The sequence below is a fragment of the Pseudoalteromonas sp. S1727 genome, assembly GCF_005886375.1.
Taxonomy (GTDB): domain Bacteria; phylum Pseudomonadota; class Gammaproteobacteria; order Enterobacterales; family Alteromonadaceae; genus Pseudoalteromonas; species Pseudoalteromonas haloplanktis.
On sequence record NZ_PNDT01000105.1, the window covers coordinates 40,016 to 56,677 of the forward strand.

Annotated in this window: 15 protein-coding genes; 3 read left to right on the top strand and 12 right to left on the bottom strand. The window is 40.9% G+C overall.

All coding sequences use genetic code 11. The features are described from left to right. Nucleotides 1-40 precede the first annotated feature (40 nt). The 3 genes from CWB85_RS18760 (at nt 41) to CWB85_RS18770 (ending at nt 3,889) form a co-directional block, all read left to right on the top strand. Entirely contained in the window at nt 41-763 is a 723-nt protein-coding gene (locus tag CWB85_RS18760; protein ID WP_016709924.1) for a response regulator, read from the top strand. Nucleotides 764-960: 197 nt separating this feature from the next. Continuing rightward, complete coding sequence (fusA, locus tag CWB85_RS18765) at nt 961-3,045, top strand: elongation factor G (protein ID WP_016709925.1); 2,085 nt, start codon at nt 961-963, stop codon at nt 3,043-3,045. Between the two features lie 412 nt (nt 3,046-3,457). Continuing rightward, nucleotides 3,458-3,889 (top strand): hypothetical protein, encoded by a 432-nt coding sequence (locus tag CWB85_RS18770; protein ID WP_138555696.1) that lies wholly within the window; start codon nt 3,458-3,460, stop codon nt 3,887-3,889. A gap of 80 nt (nt 3,890-3,969) precedes the next feature. Here CWB85_RS18770 and CWB85_RS18775 read toward each other — a convergent pair whose 3' ends face one another. The 12 genes from CWB85_RS18775 to CWB85_RS18830 all read right to left on the bottom strand — a co-directional run bounded on the left by CWB85_RS18775 (nt 3,970) and on the right by CWB85_RS18830 (nt 16,582). Beyond that, nucleotides 3,970-6,711: an ExeM/NucH family extracellular endonuclease gene (locus tag CWB85_RS18775; protein ID WP_138555697.1), complete on the bottom strand. Its 2,742-nt coding sequence runs from the start codon at nt 6,709-6,711 to the stop codon at nt 3,970-3,972. 139 nt (nt 6,712-6,850) lie between these two features. Next, nucleotides 6,851-7,858: a porphobilinogen synthase gene (gene hemB / locus CWB85_RS18780; RefSeq protein WP_016709928.1), complete on the bottom strand. Its 1,008-nt coding sequence runs from the start codon at nt 7,856-7,858 to the stop codon at nt 6,851-6,853. Nucleotides 7,859-7,867: 9 nt separating this feature from the next. Then, complete coding sequence (locus CWB85_RS18785; RefSeq protein ID WP_138555698.1) at nt 7,868-9,718, bottom strand: sensor domain-containing diguanylate cyclase; 1,851 nt, start codon at nt 9,716-9,718, stop codon at nt 7,868-7,870. A gap of 2 nt (nt 9,719-9,720) precedes the next feature. After that, the gene (locus tag CWB85_RS18790; protein WP_138555699.1) at nt 9,721-10,503 is read right to left on the bottom strand and encodes a TatD family hydrolase; all 783 of its coding nucleotides are present in this window, start codon (nt 10,501-10,503) and stop codon (nt 9,721-9,723) included. Next, nucleotides 10,503-11,033 (bottom strand): hypothetical protein, encoded by a 531-nt coding sequence (locus CWB85_RS18795; RefSeq protein WP_016709931.1) that lies wholly within the window; start codon nt 11,031-11,033, stop codon nt 10,503-10,505. Before CWB85_RS18795 ends, CWB85_RS18790 begins: the two co-directional genes overlap by 1 nt. Then, entirely contained in the window at nt 11,034-11,777 is a 744-nt protein-coding gene (gene tatC, locus CWB85_RS18800; RefSeq protein ID WP_016709932.1) for a twin-arginine translocase subunit TatC, read from the bottom strand. A 47-nt stretch (nt 11,778-11,824) separates the two neighbouring features. Then, a complete protein-coding gene (tatB, locus tag CWB85_RS18805; protein WP_016709933.1) occupies nt 11,825-12,157 on the bottom strand; it encodes a Sec-independent protein translocase protein TatB in 333 nt (110 codons plus the stop codon). A 5-nt stretch (nt 12,158-12,162) separates the two neighbouring features. After that, nucleotides 12,163-12,402: a Sec-independent protein translocase subunit TatA gene (gene tatA, locus CWB85_RS18810; RefSeq protein ID WP_016709934.1), complete on the bottom strand. Its 240-nt coding sequence runs from the start codon at nt 12,400-12,402 to the stop codon at nt 12,163-12,165. A gap of 67 nt (nt 12,403-12,469) precedes the next feature. Next, complete coding sequence (gene ubiB, locus CWB85_RS18815) at nt 12,470-14,074, bottom strand: ubiquinone biosynthesis regulatory protein kinase UbiB (protein WP_138555700.1); 1,605 nt, start codon at nt 14,072-14,074, stop codon at nt 12,470-12,472. Between the two features lie 17 nt (nt 14,075-14,091). Beyond that, the gene (locus tag CWB85_RS18820) at nt 14,092-14,697 is read right to left on the bottom strand and encodes a ubiquinone biosynthesis accessory factor UbiJ (RefSeq protein WP_138555701.1); all 606 of its coding nucleotides are present in this window, start codon (nt 14,695-14,697) and stop codon (nt 14,092-14,094) included. A gap of 40 nt (nt 14,698-14,737) precedes the next feature. Then, on the bottom strand, nt 14,738-15,493 hold the full coding sequence (ubiE, locus tag CWB85_RS18825; RefSeq protein WP_016709937.1) for a bifunctional demethylmenaquinone methyltransferase/2-methoxy-6-polyprenyl-1,4-benzoquinol methylase UbiE: 756 nt from the start codon (nt 15,491-15,493) through the stop codon (nt 14,738-14,740). Between the two features lie 102 nt (nt 15,494-15,595). Beyond that, the gene (locus CWB85_RS18830) at nt 15,596-16,582 is read right to left on the bottom strand and encodes a GGDEF domain-containing protein (RefSeq protein ID WP_016709938.1); all 987 of its coding nucleotides are present in this window, start codon (nt 16,580-16,582) and stop codon (nt 15,596-15,598) included. Nucleotides 16,583-16,662 lie beyond the last annotated feature (80 nt).

Sequence of the window (16,662 nt, forward strand, 5' to 3'; positions counted from 1 at the left end):
AATGCGATAGCGCAGCAATGCTAAAAATGAGTAATAAAAAATGACATATTCAGTAGTTATCATCGAAGATGAACTAGAGGTTGCACAGCTGCTTGCGCAATACTTGTTGCTACCTAATGGGGTTGCAGGGAATCAAACTGCGCGACAAAGCTTGCGTCAAGGTCAGTATCAGGTTGTTGGAATTGCCGCTAATCTCAGTACGGCTAACGGGTTATTGCAGGCGATAGAGCCTGATCTAATCTTATTGGATATTCACTTGCCAGACGGTAATGGGCTCGATTTATTAAGTGAATTAAGGGCACGTGCGATTAAAAGCGATGTCATGCTATTGACCGCAGCCAAGGAAGTCGAAACGCTTGAAAAAGCCATGCAGTTGGGTGCTTGTGATTTTTTGGTAAAGCCATTAATGCTTAATCGTCTTGATCAAGCATTAGCACGATTTGAATCACGCCAACAGTGCTTGTCGGATGCCAACGAAGTGACGCAATCAATGGTTGACACCTTATTCGGCTCAAATGAACAAACAAAGGCCCCCGTCAGGTTGCCTAAAGGGGTGGATCAACTCACCTTGAGGAAAATCATTGATGCCTTTAAAGAGCATAAAAAAACACCTTTTACAGCACAACAAATGGGCGATTTAGTTGGCGTTAGCCGCTCTACGGCACGGCGCTATCTCGAGTATTTACTAGAGGCTGAGCAAGTCAGTGCCGACCAAAGCTATGGCAGCATAGGTCGACCTGAGCGTTGTTATAAAATGGGATAACAGTTTATCTATCTGATTTATAGTGTGATCCCTGGTTTTTTTGTTGTTCTAAGTTATGTGAAATTAAGATATAGAGAACAGCAGTAAAAATATTTTCTAGAATTGATTGCATTTTAAGCGACTTCTATGGTGATGTTCGCATTAAGTAATGCTATACTCCCGCCGAATAATTTTTCGACTTTATTAAGAGTAAAATAATGGCAGATTTATCGAAGTACAGAAACATTGGTATTTTCGCGCACGTTGATGCGGGTAAGACCACGACTACTGAGCGTATCCTAAAGCTTACTGGTCAAATCCATAAAACAGGTGAGGTTCATGATGGTGAATCAACAACTGACTTCATGGAACAAGAAGCTGAGCGCGGTATTACTATCCAGTCTGCGGCTGTAAGCTGTTTCTGGAAAGATCACCGTTTTAACGTTATCGATACTCCTGGACACGTTGACTTCACTGTTGAAGTATACCGTTCACTTAAAGTACTTGATGGCGGCATCGGTGTATTCTGTGGTTCTGGTGGTGTTGAACCACAATCAGAAACTAACTGGCGTTATGCTAACGAATCAGAAGTTGCACGTGTTATTTTCGTAAACAAATTAGACCGTATGGGTGCTGATTTTTACCGTGTAACAGAGCAAGTACGTAAAGTACTTGGCGCAAACCCATTAATCATGACGTTACCAATTGGTATCGAAGATGAGTTCTGTGGTGTTGTTGACGTTTTAACTAAAAAAGCATACATCTGGGACGAAACTGGTCTTCCAGAGAACTACACAGTTGAAGACGTTCCTGCAGACATGGTAGACAAAGTTGATGAATACCATGAAATGCTAATCGAAACTGCTGTAGAGCAAGACGATGATCTAATGGAAGCGTACATGGAAGGTGAAGTACCTTCTTTAGAAGATATCAAGCGTTGTATCCGTAAAGGTACTCGTGACCTTGCTTTCTTCCCTACATACTGTGGTTCTGCGTTCAAGAACAAAGGTATGCAGTTAGTACTTGATGCTGTTGTTGATTACTTACCAGCGCCTACAGAAGTTGATCCTCAACCTCTTATGGACGAAGAAGGTAATGAAAACGGTGAATTCGCAATCGTATCTGCTGACGAACCATTCAAAGCGTTAGCGTTTAAGATCATGGATGACCGTTTCGGTGCATTAACTTTCGTACGTATCTACTCTGGTAAACTTAACAAGGGTGACACTATCCTTAACGCGTTTACTGGTAAAACTGAGCGTGTTGGCCGTATGGTTGAGATGCAAGCAGACGACCGTAACGAATTAACTAGCGCACAAGCTGGTGACATCATTGCAATCGTAGGTATGAAAAACGTGCAAACTGGTCACACTCTTTGTGATCCTAAGCACCCAGTAACACTTGAGCCAATGGTATTCCCAACGCCAGTAATCTCGATTGCTGTACAGCCTAAAGATAAAGGCGGTAATGAGAAAATGGGTGTTGCTATCGGTAAAATGGTTGCAGAAGATCCATCTTTCCAAGTTGAGACTGATGAAGATTCAGGCGAAACTATCCTTAAAGGTATGGGTGAGCTTCACTTAGATATCAAAGTAGATATCCTTAAGCGTACTTACGGTGTAGACCTTATCGTTGGTCAACCACAGGTTGCTTACCGCGAAACTATCACTCGTGAAATCGAAGATAGCTACACGCATAAGAAACAATCTGGTGGTTCTGGTCAGTTCGGTAAAATCGACTACCGCATCAAGCCAGGCGAAGTTGCTTCAGGCTTCACGTTTAAATCAACAGTTGTTGGTGGTAACGTACCTAAAGAATTCTGGCCTGCAGTTGAGAAAGGCTTCAAGTCAATGATGAGCGAAGGTGTGCTAGCTGGCTTCCCTGTGCTTGACGTTGAAGTTGAACTTTTCGACGGTGGCTTCCACGCCGTGGATTCATCAGCAATCGCATTCGAAATCGCTGCTAAAGGCGCTTTCCGTCAATCGATCCCTAAAGCGGGCGCACAACTTCTTGAGCCAATCATGAAAGTTGACGTGTTCACGCCAGAAGATCACGTTGGTGACGTAATCGGTGACCTTAACCGTCGTCGTGGTATGATGAAAGACCAAGAAGCTGGTTTAACAGGCGTTCGTATTAAAGCTGACGTTCCGTTATCAGAAATGTTCGGTTACATCGGTTCATTACGTACAATGACATCAGGTCGTGGTCAGTTCTCTATGGAGTTCTCACACTATGCACCATGTCCACAAAACGTAGCTGAAACTGTAATCGCTGCAGAAAAAGAGAAGAAAGCTGCTAAGTAATTAGCCTTTTAAATCTTTGAAAAAACCCGCACTTGTTGCGGGTTTTTTGTTTCTATAATCAAAACAAAGCACTCATAAATAAACGGGTACACTTTTTTGATGTTATGACTTTTTGCTGTTGTTATCGCTTAGGTAATTTCTCGTTTAAGCGCTGTAAATGCTACTCAAATATAACTAATCATTTATTCCTTCTTTCTATAATCTGACCAGTTAATAAGTATTATCTGAATGGAGTATTATTCAGAATATTGAAACTAATCGTTTGTACCTAGGGAAAAAGTAGTGCAAATACTTGAATACGATCAACTAAAGCGGGTAAGATAATAACTTATGGCCATCTTTATGGTTATATAAGGGAAATGGAAGTCTCTCGAAGAAAGAGACATAAACAGGTACTTTTTAGGACGTTTATATGAACGCAATTAAATTGAGCCCAAATTGGTTGTTACAGTTAGTGATAATTTTAATTGTGGCGCTGGTCACTTTTTCATTAACACTTATCTTTACTGTAAATCAAACTGTTTTAGCTTTAGTAATTACGCCGATTATATTTATGATTTCAATTCTAAATATAATCAATTTACGATTTTTGCACTGTTATAAAGCGGGAATTTATTACTCTCAAGGATTTGGTAAGAAATATATCAACGCAGATGAAATAGTTGATATACATTTTCATTCATTCAAATTATTAACTGTGCTTGTCGTAACGTTAGAAAATAACAAGGTCGTTCGCTTTTATAATTGGCAGTTTGATACGCAAACTCAGCAGTCGATTAAGTGTTGGTATAAGAAAAATAAAAGTAGTTGCGATAAACTACAGCAAACACCCTGTAATGCATAAAAAGAGGCCGCTAAATAGCGGCCTTTTTATTAACCTGAACTCTTAAGAGTAAACCTATTACAATCAGAGCTTAGTTCATATTACACTTTTTTACGGCGTAACAACGTTAGCGGCAGTGCTAATAATGTTAGCCAAAATAGTGAGCCGGAGTCATCATCTTCGTCATCTGATTCATCATTGTTGATATTAATATAGACAAGTTGCGCATCTGATAAGTTACCCGCACTGTCTTTAGCTTGTACCATTAACGTGATTTTCTTTTCAAATTCGAAGTCTAAGTCGCCAGCAACGATTAACTGGCCTTGCTGATTAATCGTTACGCCATTGTGACCCTGAACTATAAATTCAACAACCGGTGTGTACTGCGCATCGGCGTCAGTGAACTCCAGCTGACCTATAACTGTACCAATAGCGCTGTTTTCTAACACGCTGAAGCTTTGCTCTGGTGATAATACCGGCGCTTGTGGCTCTGGTGTTGGCTGTTCAGCAATAGCAGATTTAATATCTACAATCACAGGATCATGATCCGATGCTCTGTAGGCATCACTAGCATATAAACTTGCTTGTTGTGAATCTGATTTAAACTCAACATTATAGTCTAAGCTGATTGGCTCATCTGCATTGATATGCCAGTCTGTTGCAGCCACTACTTTAGTTAGCAAGCTTGGGCTAGCTACAGCATGATCTAGGCTACCCAGGCGGCCTGAGAAGCTATATGAATAGCTAAAGGTATTGCCGTCTAATTCTGCAACAACATTCTTAAACCCTTTATCAGCAAACGCGCGGATTGGATCTTCCATTGCGTATGCATTCATATCGCCGACTAAAATGATATCTTCATCATCGATACCTGTAGGTGCGGTGTTTAGCCAATCCGCAAAGGCATTGGCACCAGTTACGCGAATTTCATTCCAGCATGCTTGACCATCGCCTAAATCGGCGTTATTGCCATCTGCACTACCGCATCCTTTTGATTTCAAATGTGCAACAGCAACAGTAAACACCTCTTCAGACTCAAGTGATTTGAAGCTTTGCGCGATTGGTGGGCGATTGCTGTAGTCAAATGGATATTCCGTTGTAATTGCAGCAGTGCCGACTTGGGCTACTTTATTCGCGCGATAAATAAGGGCTGTTGTTATTTCATCAGTACCTACTTTATCAACGTTGAAATTAACGAATGCATATTCATTAGTGCTATCTTCATCGTTTAACGCATTCACTAAGCTCGCAATAGCGCTATTTGCGCCAAAACCATCATTTTCGATTTCCATTAAACCGATAACATCTGCTTCTAAAGCAGCAATAGCACTAACAATTTTTGCTTGCTGGCGAATAAACTCAGCTTCACTGTCTGCGCCACGACTGGTTGGGAAACCTGCACCTTGGCCATCACCGTTAAAGTAGTTAAGAACGTTAAAGCTTGCAATACGTAGATCGGCATCAGCATGCAGAGCTGGGGCATCTGTGCGCGGATTTGTTGCAATAAAAGCGGGCTGGATTGTTGGGTGAATGCGATAGCGATCAAAGCTGTACCCTAGAACACCTGTAACGGTATTTACAGTATCACCTAAGCGCAGTGTGTTGTATGCGTCCAAGCCTGTACCAGGGTATGAAACTGGATCAAGGTTTTGCTTTGTTGAGCCATCATCAAGTAAAATTTGTTTTTTCTCATTTTCAACTTCTACTGCATTTGCTGCATCCCCAGGTAGGGCTATTTGTGTGCCTTGATATAAACGCTCTGTTGCTAGATCAACTTCACCATAACGCCCTAAGCCATAGTTATTGGTAACAACAAGGGGTTGTTCTAAGGTCACTAGCATGCCTTCATAGGCTTCTAAATCCGCTACCTCAGAAACAGGCAGTGATATTTTAGTTGCAGTGGTTGTCAGACCCGTAGCACATACTTCTATTTGGCTAACGTTACCAATTTGTGTGGCGTTGTAGTACTCAGCAACACTTCCTTTGATACGTACATGATCACCGACATTGACCTCACTATCAGCAAAGTAAACAAATACCCCTTCAGACGTTAAAGGATTAGTATCAATATCAGCTTCCAGTGATGTAATGAAGAAACCATTTAATTGCTCTGCGCCTTGGAAATCAGCAGTTACAATACCTTCAAGCTCAATTTCTGTGTTCAATAGAGGGCTATCACCGCCTTCACCTTGAATTGCGTTGATAAGGGTTTTAGCTGCACCACATTCAAGTGGTGTAACTGGCTCAGGTTCAGGCTCTGGATCTGGTTGATTATTTTCCCCATGGAAACCTAAGCCCGAAAAGTCATCTTTATCAAATTGTAGCCATTGCTCACTTGGATCAAATGTCGAGGCGGCATCGGTACGTCCAGACGTGATATCTGATTTACGACGCAAGCTTCTATCTTTAGTGACAACACCACCCGCTGACCATTGACCATTATCAGGGCGCACGCCTATTTGGCCAAAGCTATCAACAATGGTATCACCGAGCGTAAGTGTAAAAGCATCATCACCATTAAAGTTAACAGTACCACTGAATATATTGGCCTTGGCTTTTAGCTCTTCTACAGCTCGATCATCTGACGTGACGATGACATAAGCACTATTTGCGGCAATAGAACCGGATAATTCTTCACTTGTGGAAGGGGCTTCACTGCCGTTTGAATATAAATTGAGGGTATAACCGTCAAGAGATACAGCTGTGGATGTAGTATTATAAATTTCAATTGCTTTATTGTAACCGCCGCCTTCAACATATTCTGAGATGATTAAGTTAGCTGAAGCTGGTGCACTGAGGCTTGCAATAACAAGCGCCAATGGCGTTATTTTTGTATTTAACATTATTATTTTTCCCGTGTATTATGTCCCGAATGGGACAAACAGTTTAAGGGTAATTTATGACAAATAAAATAATAATTGTTAATAAAATGAAAATAAAAAGAGCGTATTAACGCTCTTTTAAAATTAGCGCTATGAGCTGTTATTTATTTAGCCATTGCGCAGCTTGCTTGGCAAAATACGTTAAAATGCCATCTGCACCAGCACGTTTAAATGCCAATAAAGATTCCATTATAGTCGCTTCTTCGGCTAACCAGCCGTTATCAATAGCCGCTTTATGCATAGCGTATTCACCGCTAACCTGATAAGCGAAAGTTGGTACGCCAAACTCATCTTTGACACGACGTACTACATCTAAATAAGGCATGCCGGGCTTAACCATTACCATGTCAGCGCCTTCTTGCAAATCGAGTGCAACTTCACGAATTGCTTCATCAGAATTTGCAGGATCCATTTGGTAGGTTTTTTTGTCAGCGCCTTTTAAGTTGCCAGCTGAGCCGACTGCATCACGAAATGGTCCATAATAACTTGAAGCGTATTTAGCTGAGTAAGCCATTATACGTGTATGAATATGCCCATTTGCTTCTAACGCTTCACGAATAGCGCCAATACGACCATCCATCATATCCGAAGGAGCAACAACATCTGCACCAGCCTCAGCATGAGATAGCGCTTGTTTTACTAAAATTTCAGTAGTGACATCGTTAATCACATAGCCGTCTTCATCAATAATGCCATCCTGACCATGTACCGTAAATGGATCAAGTGCGACGTCAGTGATCACACCAAGTTCAGGGTATGCTGCTTTTAAAGCGCGTACAGTACGTTGTGCAAGTGCATCATCATTGTAGGCTTCTTCGGCTAATAATGATTTTTTGTCAGCAGGAGTAACCGGAAATATAGCGATAGCTGGCACACCTAATGCGACTAGCTCTTTTGCTTCAATAAGGAGTTGGTCGATAGATAAACGCTCTATACCCGGCATTGACTCAATCGCCTCACGACGGTTGTTGCCTTCAAGTACAAATACTGGATAAATTAAGTCATTTACAGTGAGTTGGTTTTCAGCCATTAAGCGGCGAGAGAAATCACTGCGGCGCATGCGGCGCATGCGAGTGTAAGGGAAAAGGTCGAGACCTGATTGGGCCATTATTTGCTCCTAGTCTAAAATTGGAAAGCTAACTACACGATTACGACCACTTTGTTTGGCATGATAAAGTGCTTGATCAGCGCAGCCGGTGAATAATCCAGGGTTATTAATGTCTTCAGCGATGGCGCTATATACACCAGCACTTATAGTAAATTTGATTTCAGTATTTGCAACAGTAATAGCCGTATCCATGATTGCTTGGCGTATTTGCTCTGCTAACTCAATAGCACCACTGAGAACCGTGTTGGGGAGTAAAACGACAAACTCTTCTCCCCCATAACGGACCACTTCGTCGAGAGGTCGTTTTAGGCGGTTTTTTATAATGTCTGCGACAGCACGAATAGTTTGGTCGCCAATTAGGTGGCCATAAGTATCATTAATGCTTTTAAAGTGATCGATATCGAGCATTATGACACTCAATGGAGTTTGTTCGCGACGAGAGCGGCGCAAATCCATGACAAGTTTCTTATCAAAGTAGCGACGATTTTTGATTTTGGTTAATGGATCTTCCATATTGATTTGTTCGAGAGCGCGGTTTTTTTCTTCTAATTCGCGCAGCGTAACTTGTAGCTCAAACGTACGCTCTTCAATATTTGCTTCGAGATCTAATCTGGCTTGTTCTTGTAATGCTAAACGCTCTTGGAGTAAGGCATCATGAGCTTCGCTTTGTGCAATTTTACTTTGTTGGGCGGCGACTTGTGCGTCACGCTCGATTAAGTAATGTTTAATAGTGGCAAAACTTAGACTAAGCGAACAGATTAAAAAGCTAAAGAATACAAATGGTAAACCACGGGTATTAAAATCATAAACATTAAAAACCACGCTGATTAAGTAAAGTAAAGCGGAGAAATACACGATTGCCGCTGTTAACAAAGCTATTAATGGTTGTGTTCGTTTGGTTCTTATATCTAAGGTGATTGCAGTGATATGCATAAACATTACCACTGTCGGAGCTGCTAAGCTGATAATAATCATAGCATTTGGCGGCAGCAACCAAATGAATAACAGGCTGATGCCAAGCAACCTATTACACCAATTATGCACAGGGTGTAGATAAACATTAATATTTTTACGTAGTTGCTCAAGTAACGGCTTAAACAAGTATGCTGTAAGCATTAACATTGTAGGGATTGCAACTTGCTGCAAGGCGGGGACCGAAGGGTGAAAGTAGCGATAGCCAAACCCATATAAATAAATGAGCAGTAACCACAAAGTAATTAAAATGCCACCGCTAAGTGCAAAGTAGTGTTTGCGTGAAAAACCAAACAACACCAAACATGTGATTGCTAACGAGAGAATAAACCCGACGAGCAAGCCGTACATTAGATTAAATTTACTTTTATACTTTAAATATTCATCGTGTTGCCAAAGACTTAAAGGGACTCTAACGCCATTTTTACTTTCAACACGTAGTAATAATTTTGAGTCACTGTTTGGTGGCAGCACCAGCTTAACTAAAAGAGACTCTGTTTTAATTTGCCGATTATTCAGTGGTAAAGCATCACCAATCTCTTTAAATAATAAGGTACTTTGCCCGTCATAATGATAGACCGCAACCTTATCTAATAATGGGTTGTCGATTGAGAGCAGTAGCGCTAGAGGTGAGTTTTCAGTATTACTAACTTGTAGACGAAGCCATACAGCTTGGTCTGTTACCCCTAAATTGAGCGCTTGATCTGCGAGTTGTTGCCATTGTGGATTGGGTGCTAACTTAGCTTGGTTGAGTGTTAGGGGCTGCAATGAGTACTCAAAAGGAATATCTTGCAAGCGTTTAAAGTTTTTATCTAAGACGATATTCGTGGCATGAGATGAAAATGAAATCAATAGCAAGCTACATAGCAGCAACCAAACACGCTTCATTATCAGCCCTTATGGTTGAATAACTGTTGGAAGTTAAGTGTAGTTTGCTCTGCAACGGTTGTAAATTCTAACCCTTTTAAGGTGGCAATCGTTTCGCAGATATGTGGCAAATAGCTTGGCTCATTACGATGAGATTTTGGTCTTGGTGTTATCGAACGTGGAATTAAAAACGGCGCGTCCGTTTCTATCAATAACCGTTCAAGTGGAATACTTGGTATAAGTTGTTGTAACTGCTTACCACGGCGCTCATCGCAAACCCAACCGGTAATACCAATATATAAACCTAGCGCTAAATATTGCTCAAGTGCATGTTGGTCACCGGTGAAGCAATGTAATACACCACGGATAGAGTATTGTTGCAAGATTGCAAGCATATCTTCGCTGGCATCACGTTCATGTAAATATACCGGAAGGTTTAGTGCTACTGCCAACGCTAATTGTCGGTGTAATACGGAGCGTTGAATCTCGCGAGGAGAAAAATCGCGATTATAATCCAATCCGCACTCGCCAATAGCGACTACTTGTGGGGCGGCTGCCAATGCGCGTAATTGTATTTCTAATTGTTCATCTGCTGATTTGGCATCATGTGGATGAATGCCAGCAGTTGCGAGCAGTTGATATTGCTTTGCTAGCTCTAAGGCGTGTTGGCTAGAATCAATATCGCAGCCAATTAACAGCATTTGACTAACATTGTGTGCTTTTGCACGAGTAATGATAGCCAAATGTTGATCGTCAAATTGATGATTGGTGAGGTTTACGCCAGCATCAATAAGGAGTGTGGTCATTAATTAGTGCGCTTAACGCGGATCGAACGATTCAGACCTTCTTTCTTCAATAAAAAGGAGTTGAACAAACCTCGCTCGATCACAATTGTGTCGTTGGCAGTAAGGCGTAAGCTGTCAGAACCAATTTGGCGCCATTGCTGACCATTATCTAAGTTAATAATTAACTCGCCATACGGTGCTTCTTCAACGCTGGTTACGATGGCAGAAATTTCATCGTCGTTATCTTTAGCTGCTTCTTTATGTTCAAGGCCAAAGTTTTCGTTCTTCGTTTTAACTATCTGCTCACTCGCGACAGCAGTGCCTGTAGTTGCGGCAACCGCAGGCGCAGCGCTATTTGTAGCAGGTGTTAACGTTTTCGAGGTGGTTGGCTTACTTAATGATTTACCTGCCATAGTGTTGTCGTAACAAAGTAGGCGGTTAAAATCATTTTCTACAAATGTACAAGCCTGTAAAGCTTGAAGGTTTACATCGTTGGCATGAACCGTTGGAATACTTAGCAAAGCAAGTATTGGCAGTAGTTGTTTTTTCATTTATTCCTCTGACTCATTTTGCTGAGGCTTAGCGCTATAAAAAGACGCTAAAATTAACCCCAATTCAAATAACAGTAGCATGGGCAATGCTAATAATGACTGTGAAAGTACATCGGGCGGTGTTAAAAACATCGCCACCACAAAAACACCTACCACAATATAGGGGCGTTTTTCTTTTAAACTCTGTGTTGTCGTCGCACCGCTGAAGCACAACAGCATAATAGCTACAGGGATTTCAAAGGCCACACCAAAGGCAAAAAATAACTTTAACGCGAAACTTAAGTAACTACTAATATCCGGTGCTAGGGTCATCATTTCTGGGCCGACACTGGTAAAAAACCCAAGAATAATTGGTAGCACTACAAAGTAACAAAATGCGATCCCGCTATAAAAAAGTACAATGCTTGATGCCAAAATAGGCATTAGCATGCGCTTTTCATGCTGGTATAGCCCTGGTGCTATAAAGCCCCATATTTGATGTAATATCACCGGAAACGCTGCAAACAAAGCGACAAATAAGGTTAACTTAAATGGTGCAAAAAATGGTGCCGTTACATCTGTGGCTATCATAGTTGCGGTGCTTGGTAAGTGCGCAATTAAGGGTGCGGCAACAAAACTGTATATATCGTTTGCGAAATAAACCAATGCTATAAAAAATAGCAAAATAGCTAATAAGGCTTTCATTAGCCTGTTTCGCAGTTCGATTAAATGACTTACAAAGCCGGATTTTACTTGTTCAGTCATAATTTAACTCGTTACCGATATATAGACCACAGCTAACAAAAATAATTTCATTTTTGTTCATCAATATTCGCTTTTTTGGTTAGATCCGAAGAGGCTTTTTTATAACTGTGTGTGACGGACTCAGCCGCTTTTTGCAACTCGTCAACCGAGTCTTTTATGGCAGGGTTGAGATCTTGCATGCCTTGCTGTTCAGCTTTTTTTAAATTTTGATGCAACTCATGCACTCTTAACTCTTCGTTGACCTCGGCCTTAACTGAATTTGCTAAAGATTTTATCGTCTTTATCCAGCGGCTTACCGTGCGAACAGCAACGGGCAACCGCTCAGGGCCGAGCACCACTAAGCCGACGATTAACACCACAACCAGTTCCCACATACCCATGCTAATTAAACCTTATGGTCTTCTTTGCTTTTATCAGCAGATTCTTTATTTTGTATAGGGTTATTTGCTTGCTCAATGGGTTCTGCAGGCTTGCTTTGCTCGTCATCAGACACTGCTTTTTTGAAACCTTTTACTGCATTACCTAAGTCACCGCCAATGCCACGTAATTTTTTTGTGCCAAAAAGTAACACAATGATTGCTAGTACAATTAATAATTGCCAAATACTAATACCGCCAAAACCCATGGTTTACTCCAAATTTCATTGTATGTTTACGCTGATTATACTCAGCAGAGTTTAAATAGCACTTAGTTTATGCGTTTCGCCACGCTAAAACAAAGCCAATTAGTGAACAGCTTGCAGCAACCACGGTAGCGATAAAATCATGTTGTAAATAACATAACCCCGAAACTATCATTGCTGCGCCTGCAAATACACCAAGTAACAATGGCTTATGCGATGATTGTGGCAATGCTGGTTGATTGTGTTGCTGTTGTTGTTTTAGATTCTGATAAATTAAATCAGGTAGCTCGGGCATTTTTTCAGCCCAAAATGGCAAGTTTGCATAGACTTGCTTAAGCACCGACCAAGGACCTACTTGTTGTTTTACCCACTCCTCTAAAAAGGGTTTGGCTGTTTTCCACAAGTCTAGCTGTGGATATAGCTGTCGACCTAAACCTTCAACATACAACAAGGTTTTTTGCAGTAGAACCAATTGCGGTTGAACTTGCATATTAAAGCGACGAGCGGTATTAAATAGGTTAACTAGTACGTGACCAAATGAAATCTCGGCAAGCGGTTTATTAAAGATTGGTTCGCAGACAGTACGAATGGCAAACTCAAATTCTTCAACACTGGTATCTTTTGGTACCCATCCTGAATCAACGTGTAATTGTGCCACTTGACGATAATCACGGTTAAAGAATGCAATAAAATTTTCTGCTAAATAGCGTTTATCTTCTTTATTTAAAGTGCCAACGATACCGCAGTCTATACCAATGAATTTTGGGTTTTCAGGTGTATCGTAAGAGACAAACACATTACCCGGATGCATGTCAGCATGAAAAAAGCTATCCCGAAATACTTGGGTAAAAAACACCTCCACGCCTCGCTCAGCGAGTAATTTCATATTGGTGTTTTGTGCAATGAGTGCATCTGTATCAGACACCGGAATGCCATAGATACGTTCCATAACCAATACATTTACTCGGCTGTAGTCACTATAAACATACGGAATATAAAGGGACTCAGACCCCTCAAAATTGCGCTTTAATTGAATTGCATTAGCGCCTTCACGCAGTAAGTCTAATTCATCAAGTAAGGTTTTTTTATACTCTTTAACAACTTCTACAGGGCGTAACCTTTTCGCTTCATTGATTAATTTGGCGACTACTTTGGCAAACTGTTCCATGAGCGCTAAATCAGCATCAATTTGATTTTTGATATCTGGGCGAATAACTTTGATCACCACATTTTGTGGCTGGTTTTGTTCATCAATTAAGGTTGCAGTATGTACTTGTGCTATGGATGCGGATGCCAACGGTGTTTGATCAAAGTCACTAAAATATTCGCTGATATTCTCTATTTCAAGGGCAGTTTCAATTAACTTTTGTGCTAACACGCCATCAAATGGCTGTACTTGATCTTGCAATAAAGCCAGTTCTAAAGCGATATCCAGAGGTAACAAGTCACGTCGAGTCGATAGCATTTGGCCAAATTTGATCCACACAGGCCCTAATTGCTGTAGTGCTAAGCGCAGCCTTAAACCCGCAGGTTTTTCGGGGTGTTTGTTTTTCAACCAAAACAAACAAGCGCGACTTACTTTGCCGTACCAAGGTATTTTTTGTGATGGTATTAATTCATCTAAACCATAGTTAAGCAGGGTTTTAGTGATGTTATAAAGCCGAGCAGCTGACACAAATAATCCTTACTGATTTATTTAGCTTGAAGTAATTGGTTAATTCGCAACTCAAGTTGCACAGTATGACTTTTCAGTTGACGTGTGTGTTGCTTAAATTGTTCCAGCTCTAAAGGGTGAATGGTCACCTTAAGTTCGTCTTGGCATAAAGTTGTTACTGTCGTTGCCAGTTGCATGCTGGTTTTTTTTCCGTGTTGCTGAGCTTGTTGCAACAGCAGCCATAACTGTTGAGCTGCGGCATCACCCAGATAGCCTGATAAGTGCTCAGGCCAGTCGATATCAAGCATTGCAAAGGCATTGCTAAAACCTTGCGCGATATTGAGGTCACCTTGCAAATCAAGCTTGTCTTGGCGAATTAATTGAGTGAGCATGGCTGGGTTTTTAAGGGCCATTAAAGTCTGTATATCAGCACTGATCATGCAATCAAATTGCTGTTCAGTGGTGTTATAGATATGCAGTTGCTGACCAGTAAATACAACTAAAAACTGCTGCTGCCAATCGCGTATATCAATTAATAAGCGCTGTTGAGCAATGGCGGCAAGTCTATTGCTAAGGGTTGGGTCGAGCTTAAGTGCCGTATTTAAAATACGCTCTACGATAGCGACTATAAAGTTATTTAACATACCAATACCTTAGCAATCAATGTGATGAGCTTGGCGACTGTTAATATTTAAAGCCGCGATGCAATGCAACAATTCCGCCAGTTAGGTTTTGATATGTTGTTTGCTCAAACCCTGCGTCGTTCATCATTGCTTTTAGTGTTTCTTGATCAGGATGCATACGAATCGATTCAGCTAAATATTTGTATGATTCACCATCATTTGCAACGAGTTCACCCATTTTTGGTAGCAGGTTGAATGAGTAAAAATCATAGGCTTTACTGAGTACTTCATGCTCTGGTTTAGAAAACTCGAGTACCAGTAAACGGCCACCAGGCTTCAAAATACGGTACATTGAGCGCAGCGCTTTGTTTTGGTCGGTAACATTACGTAAGCCAAAAGCAATAGTAATTAAGTCAAAGCTATTGTCAGGGAAAGGCAGTGCTTCGGCATTCATTTGCACGTAGTCGATATTGCTAACAAGACCTAAGTTATGCAGCTTTTCACGGCCTACCTTAAGCATTGATGAGTTGATATCTCCTAAGACAACTTGCCCTGTATCACCCACTAGCTGGCTAAACTTAGCGGTTAAGTCTCCTGTGCCACCGGCTAAATCCAGCACATGATGACCTTTACGAACACCTGAGCTGGCGATAGTTTGGCGTTTCCATAAGCGATGAATACCAAACGACATGAGATCATTCATTACATCATATTTAGTCGCAACAGAATGAAACACATCGGCAACCATGGAGGCTTTTTCTGTTTCGGCAACGGTTTTGTAACCAAAATGCGTAGTCTTTTCTGGATTCTCGTTCATGATTAATCTCTATCGTGGTAATAAAGACTAGTGTACTTGATTGTGCCTGTGGGGTGCAATTTGAATCTAGTTAAATTGCTTGTGGATCAAACTGATTAAAGACTATTGACCAGCAATAAAACTACTTTGACCAAGTGATCTCGCTTTATGTGCAGCATTGGAAGCTTTGCGAGCAAGATTATTAAAATCTTTTTCATCTTGATGTTTGGCAATACCTAATGACAGGTTGATTGCTGGCAGCTTGATACCATTTTTAGAGCTGACAAAGCGTAGTTTTTCGACACCATTGCGGACTTTCTCAGCAATAACATTGGCTGTTTCAGGGTCAATATCAGCCAACAAGATGGTAAAGGCATCTTTACTAGTACGCCCCGGAAGGCCGCTTTCAAATACATATTTTTGAATTTGTTTAGCGACTTTACTCAAAATGACTTCACCAATTACATCGCCATAATTATCAATAAAATGATCTAAGTTATCGATTTGGATAGCAATGGCGCACACCGATTTATTTTGGTCTAGCCATAACTGAGTTTGTTGATTTAAATAATGACGTTTAAATAGGCCTGTTTGTTGATCAGTAATATGTTGTTTGCGTAACTGCACAAGTTGCTGTTGGGTTTTTTCTTGTAATCGTTTTGCTTTGATCAGCTCTTGCTTAAATTGTTTGTGTTGAGTGAGTAAATGAGCGGTTTGTTTGTTTAACGTTTCAAGCGCTTGGCGGCTTTGAGAAACATTGTTCTCATCTAGCGAATGTACGCAATCACTAACTTGGCTTGCAAAGCGGATAATATCTTTTTCGGTTGAATGCGCGCTACGTGATAATGAATTAATAATACCGTCGACATTACGAACCATGTTTGTTTCAGCTTTGTGAGCGTGATCCATGTAATCGAAATATAATTGCTCGATATAGACACAATCAATTGCTTGGCCTTGGGCAATTGCGCGATCAATGGTGGTGTTTAAATGAGTATTCGCTTGGCTAACGTAGGTATAAACAACGTGATAATTAAGTGGAGTCGGTGGTAATACGTGATGTTCTAAAAAGATACATACCTTGGTCATTTTTTCTTGAGCAATAGCCATGGAATCATGGAACATCATTGTATACACCAATTAAATATACGTAACAGTGAAATTAAAGAACTCTCTCCATGAGATATTTA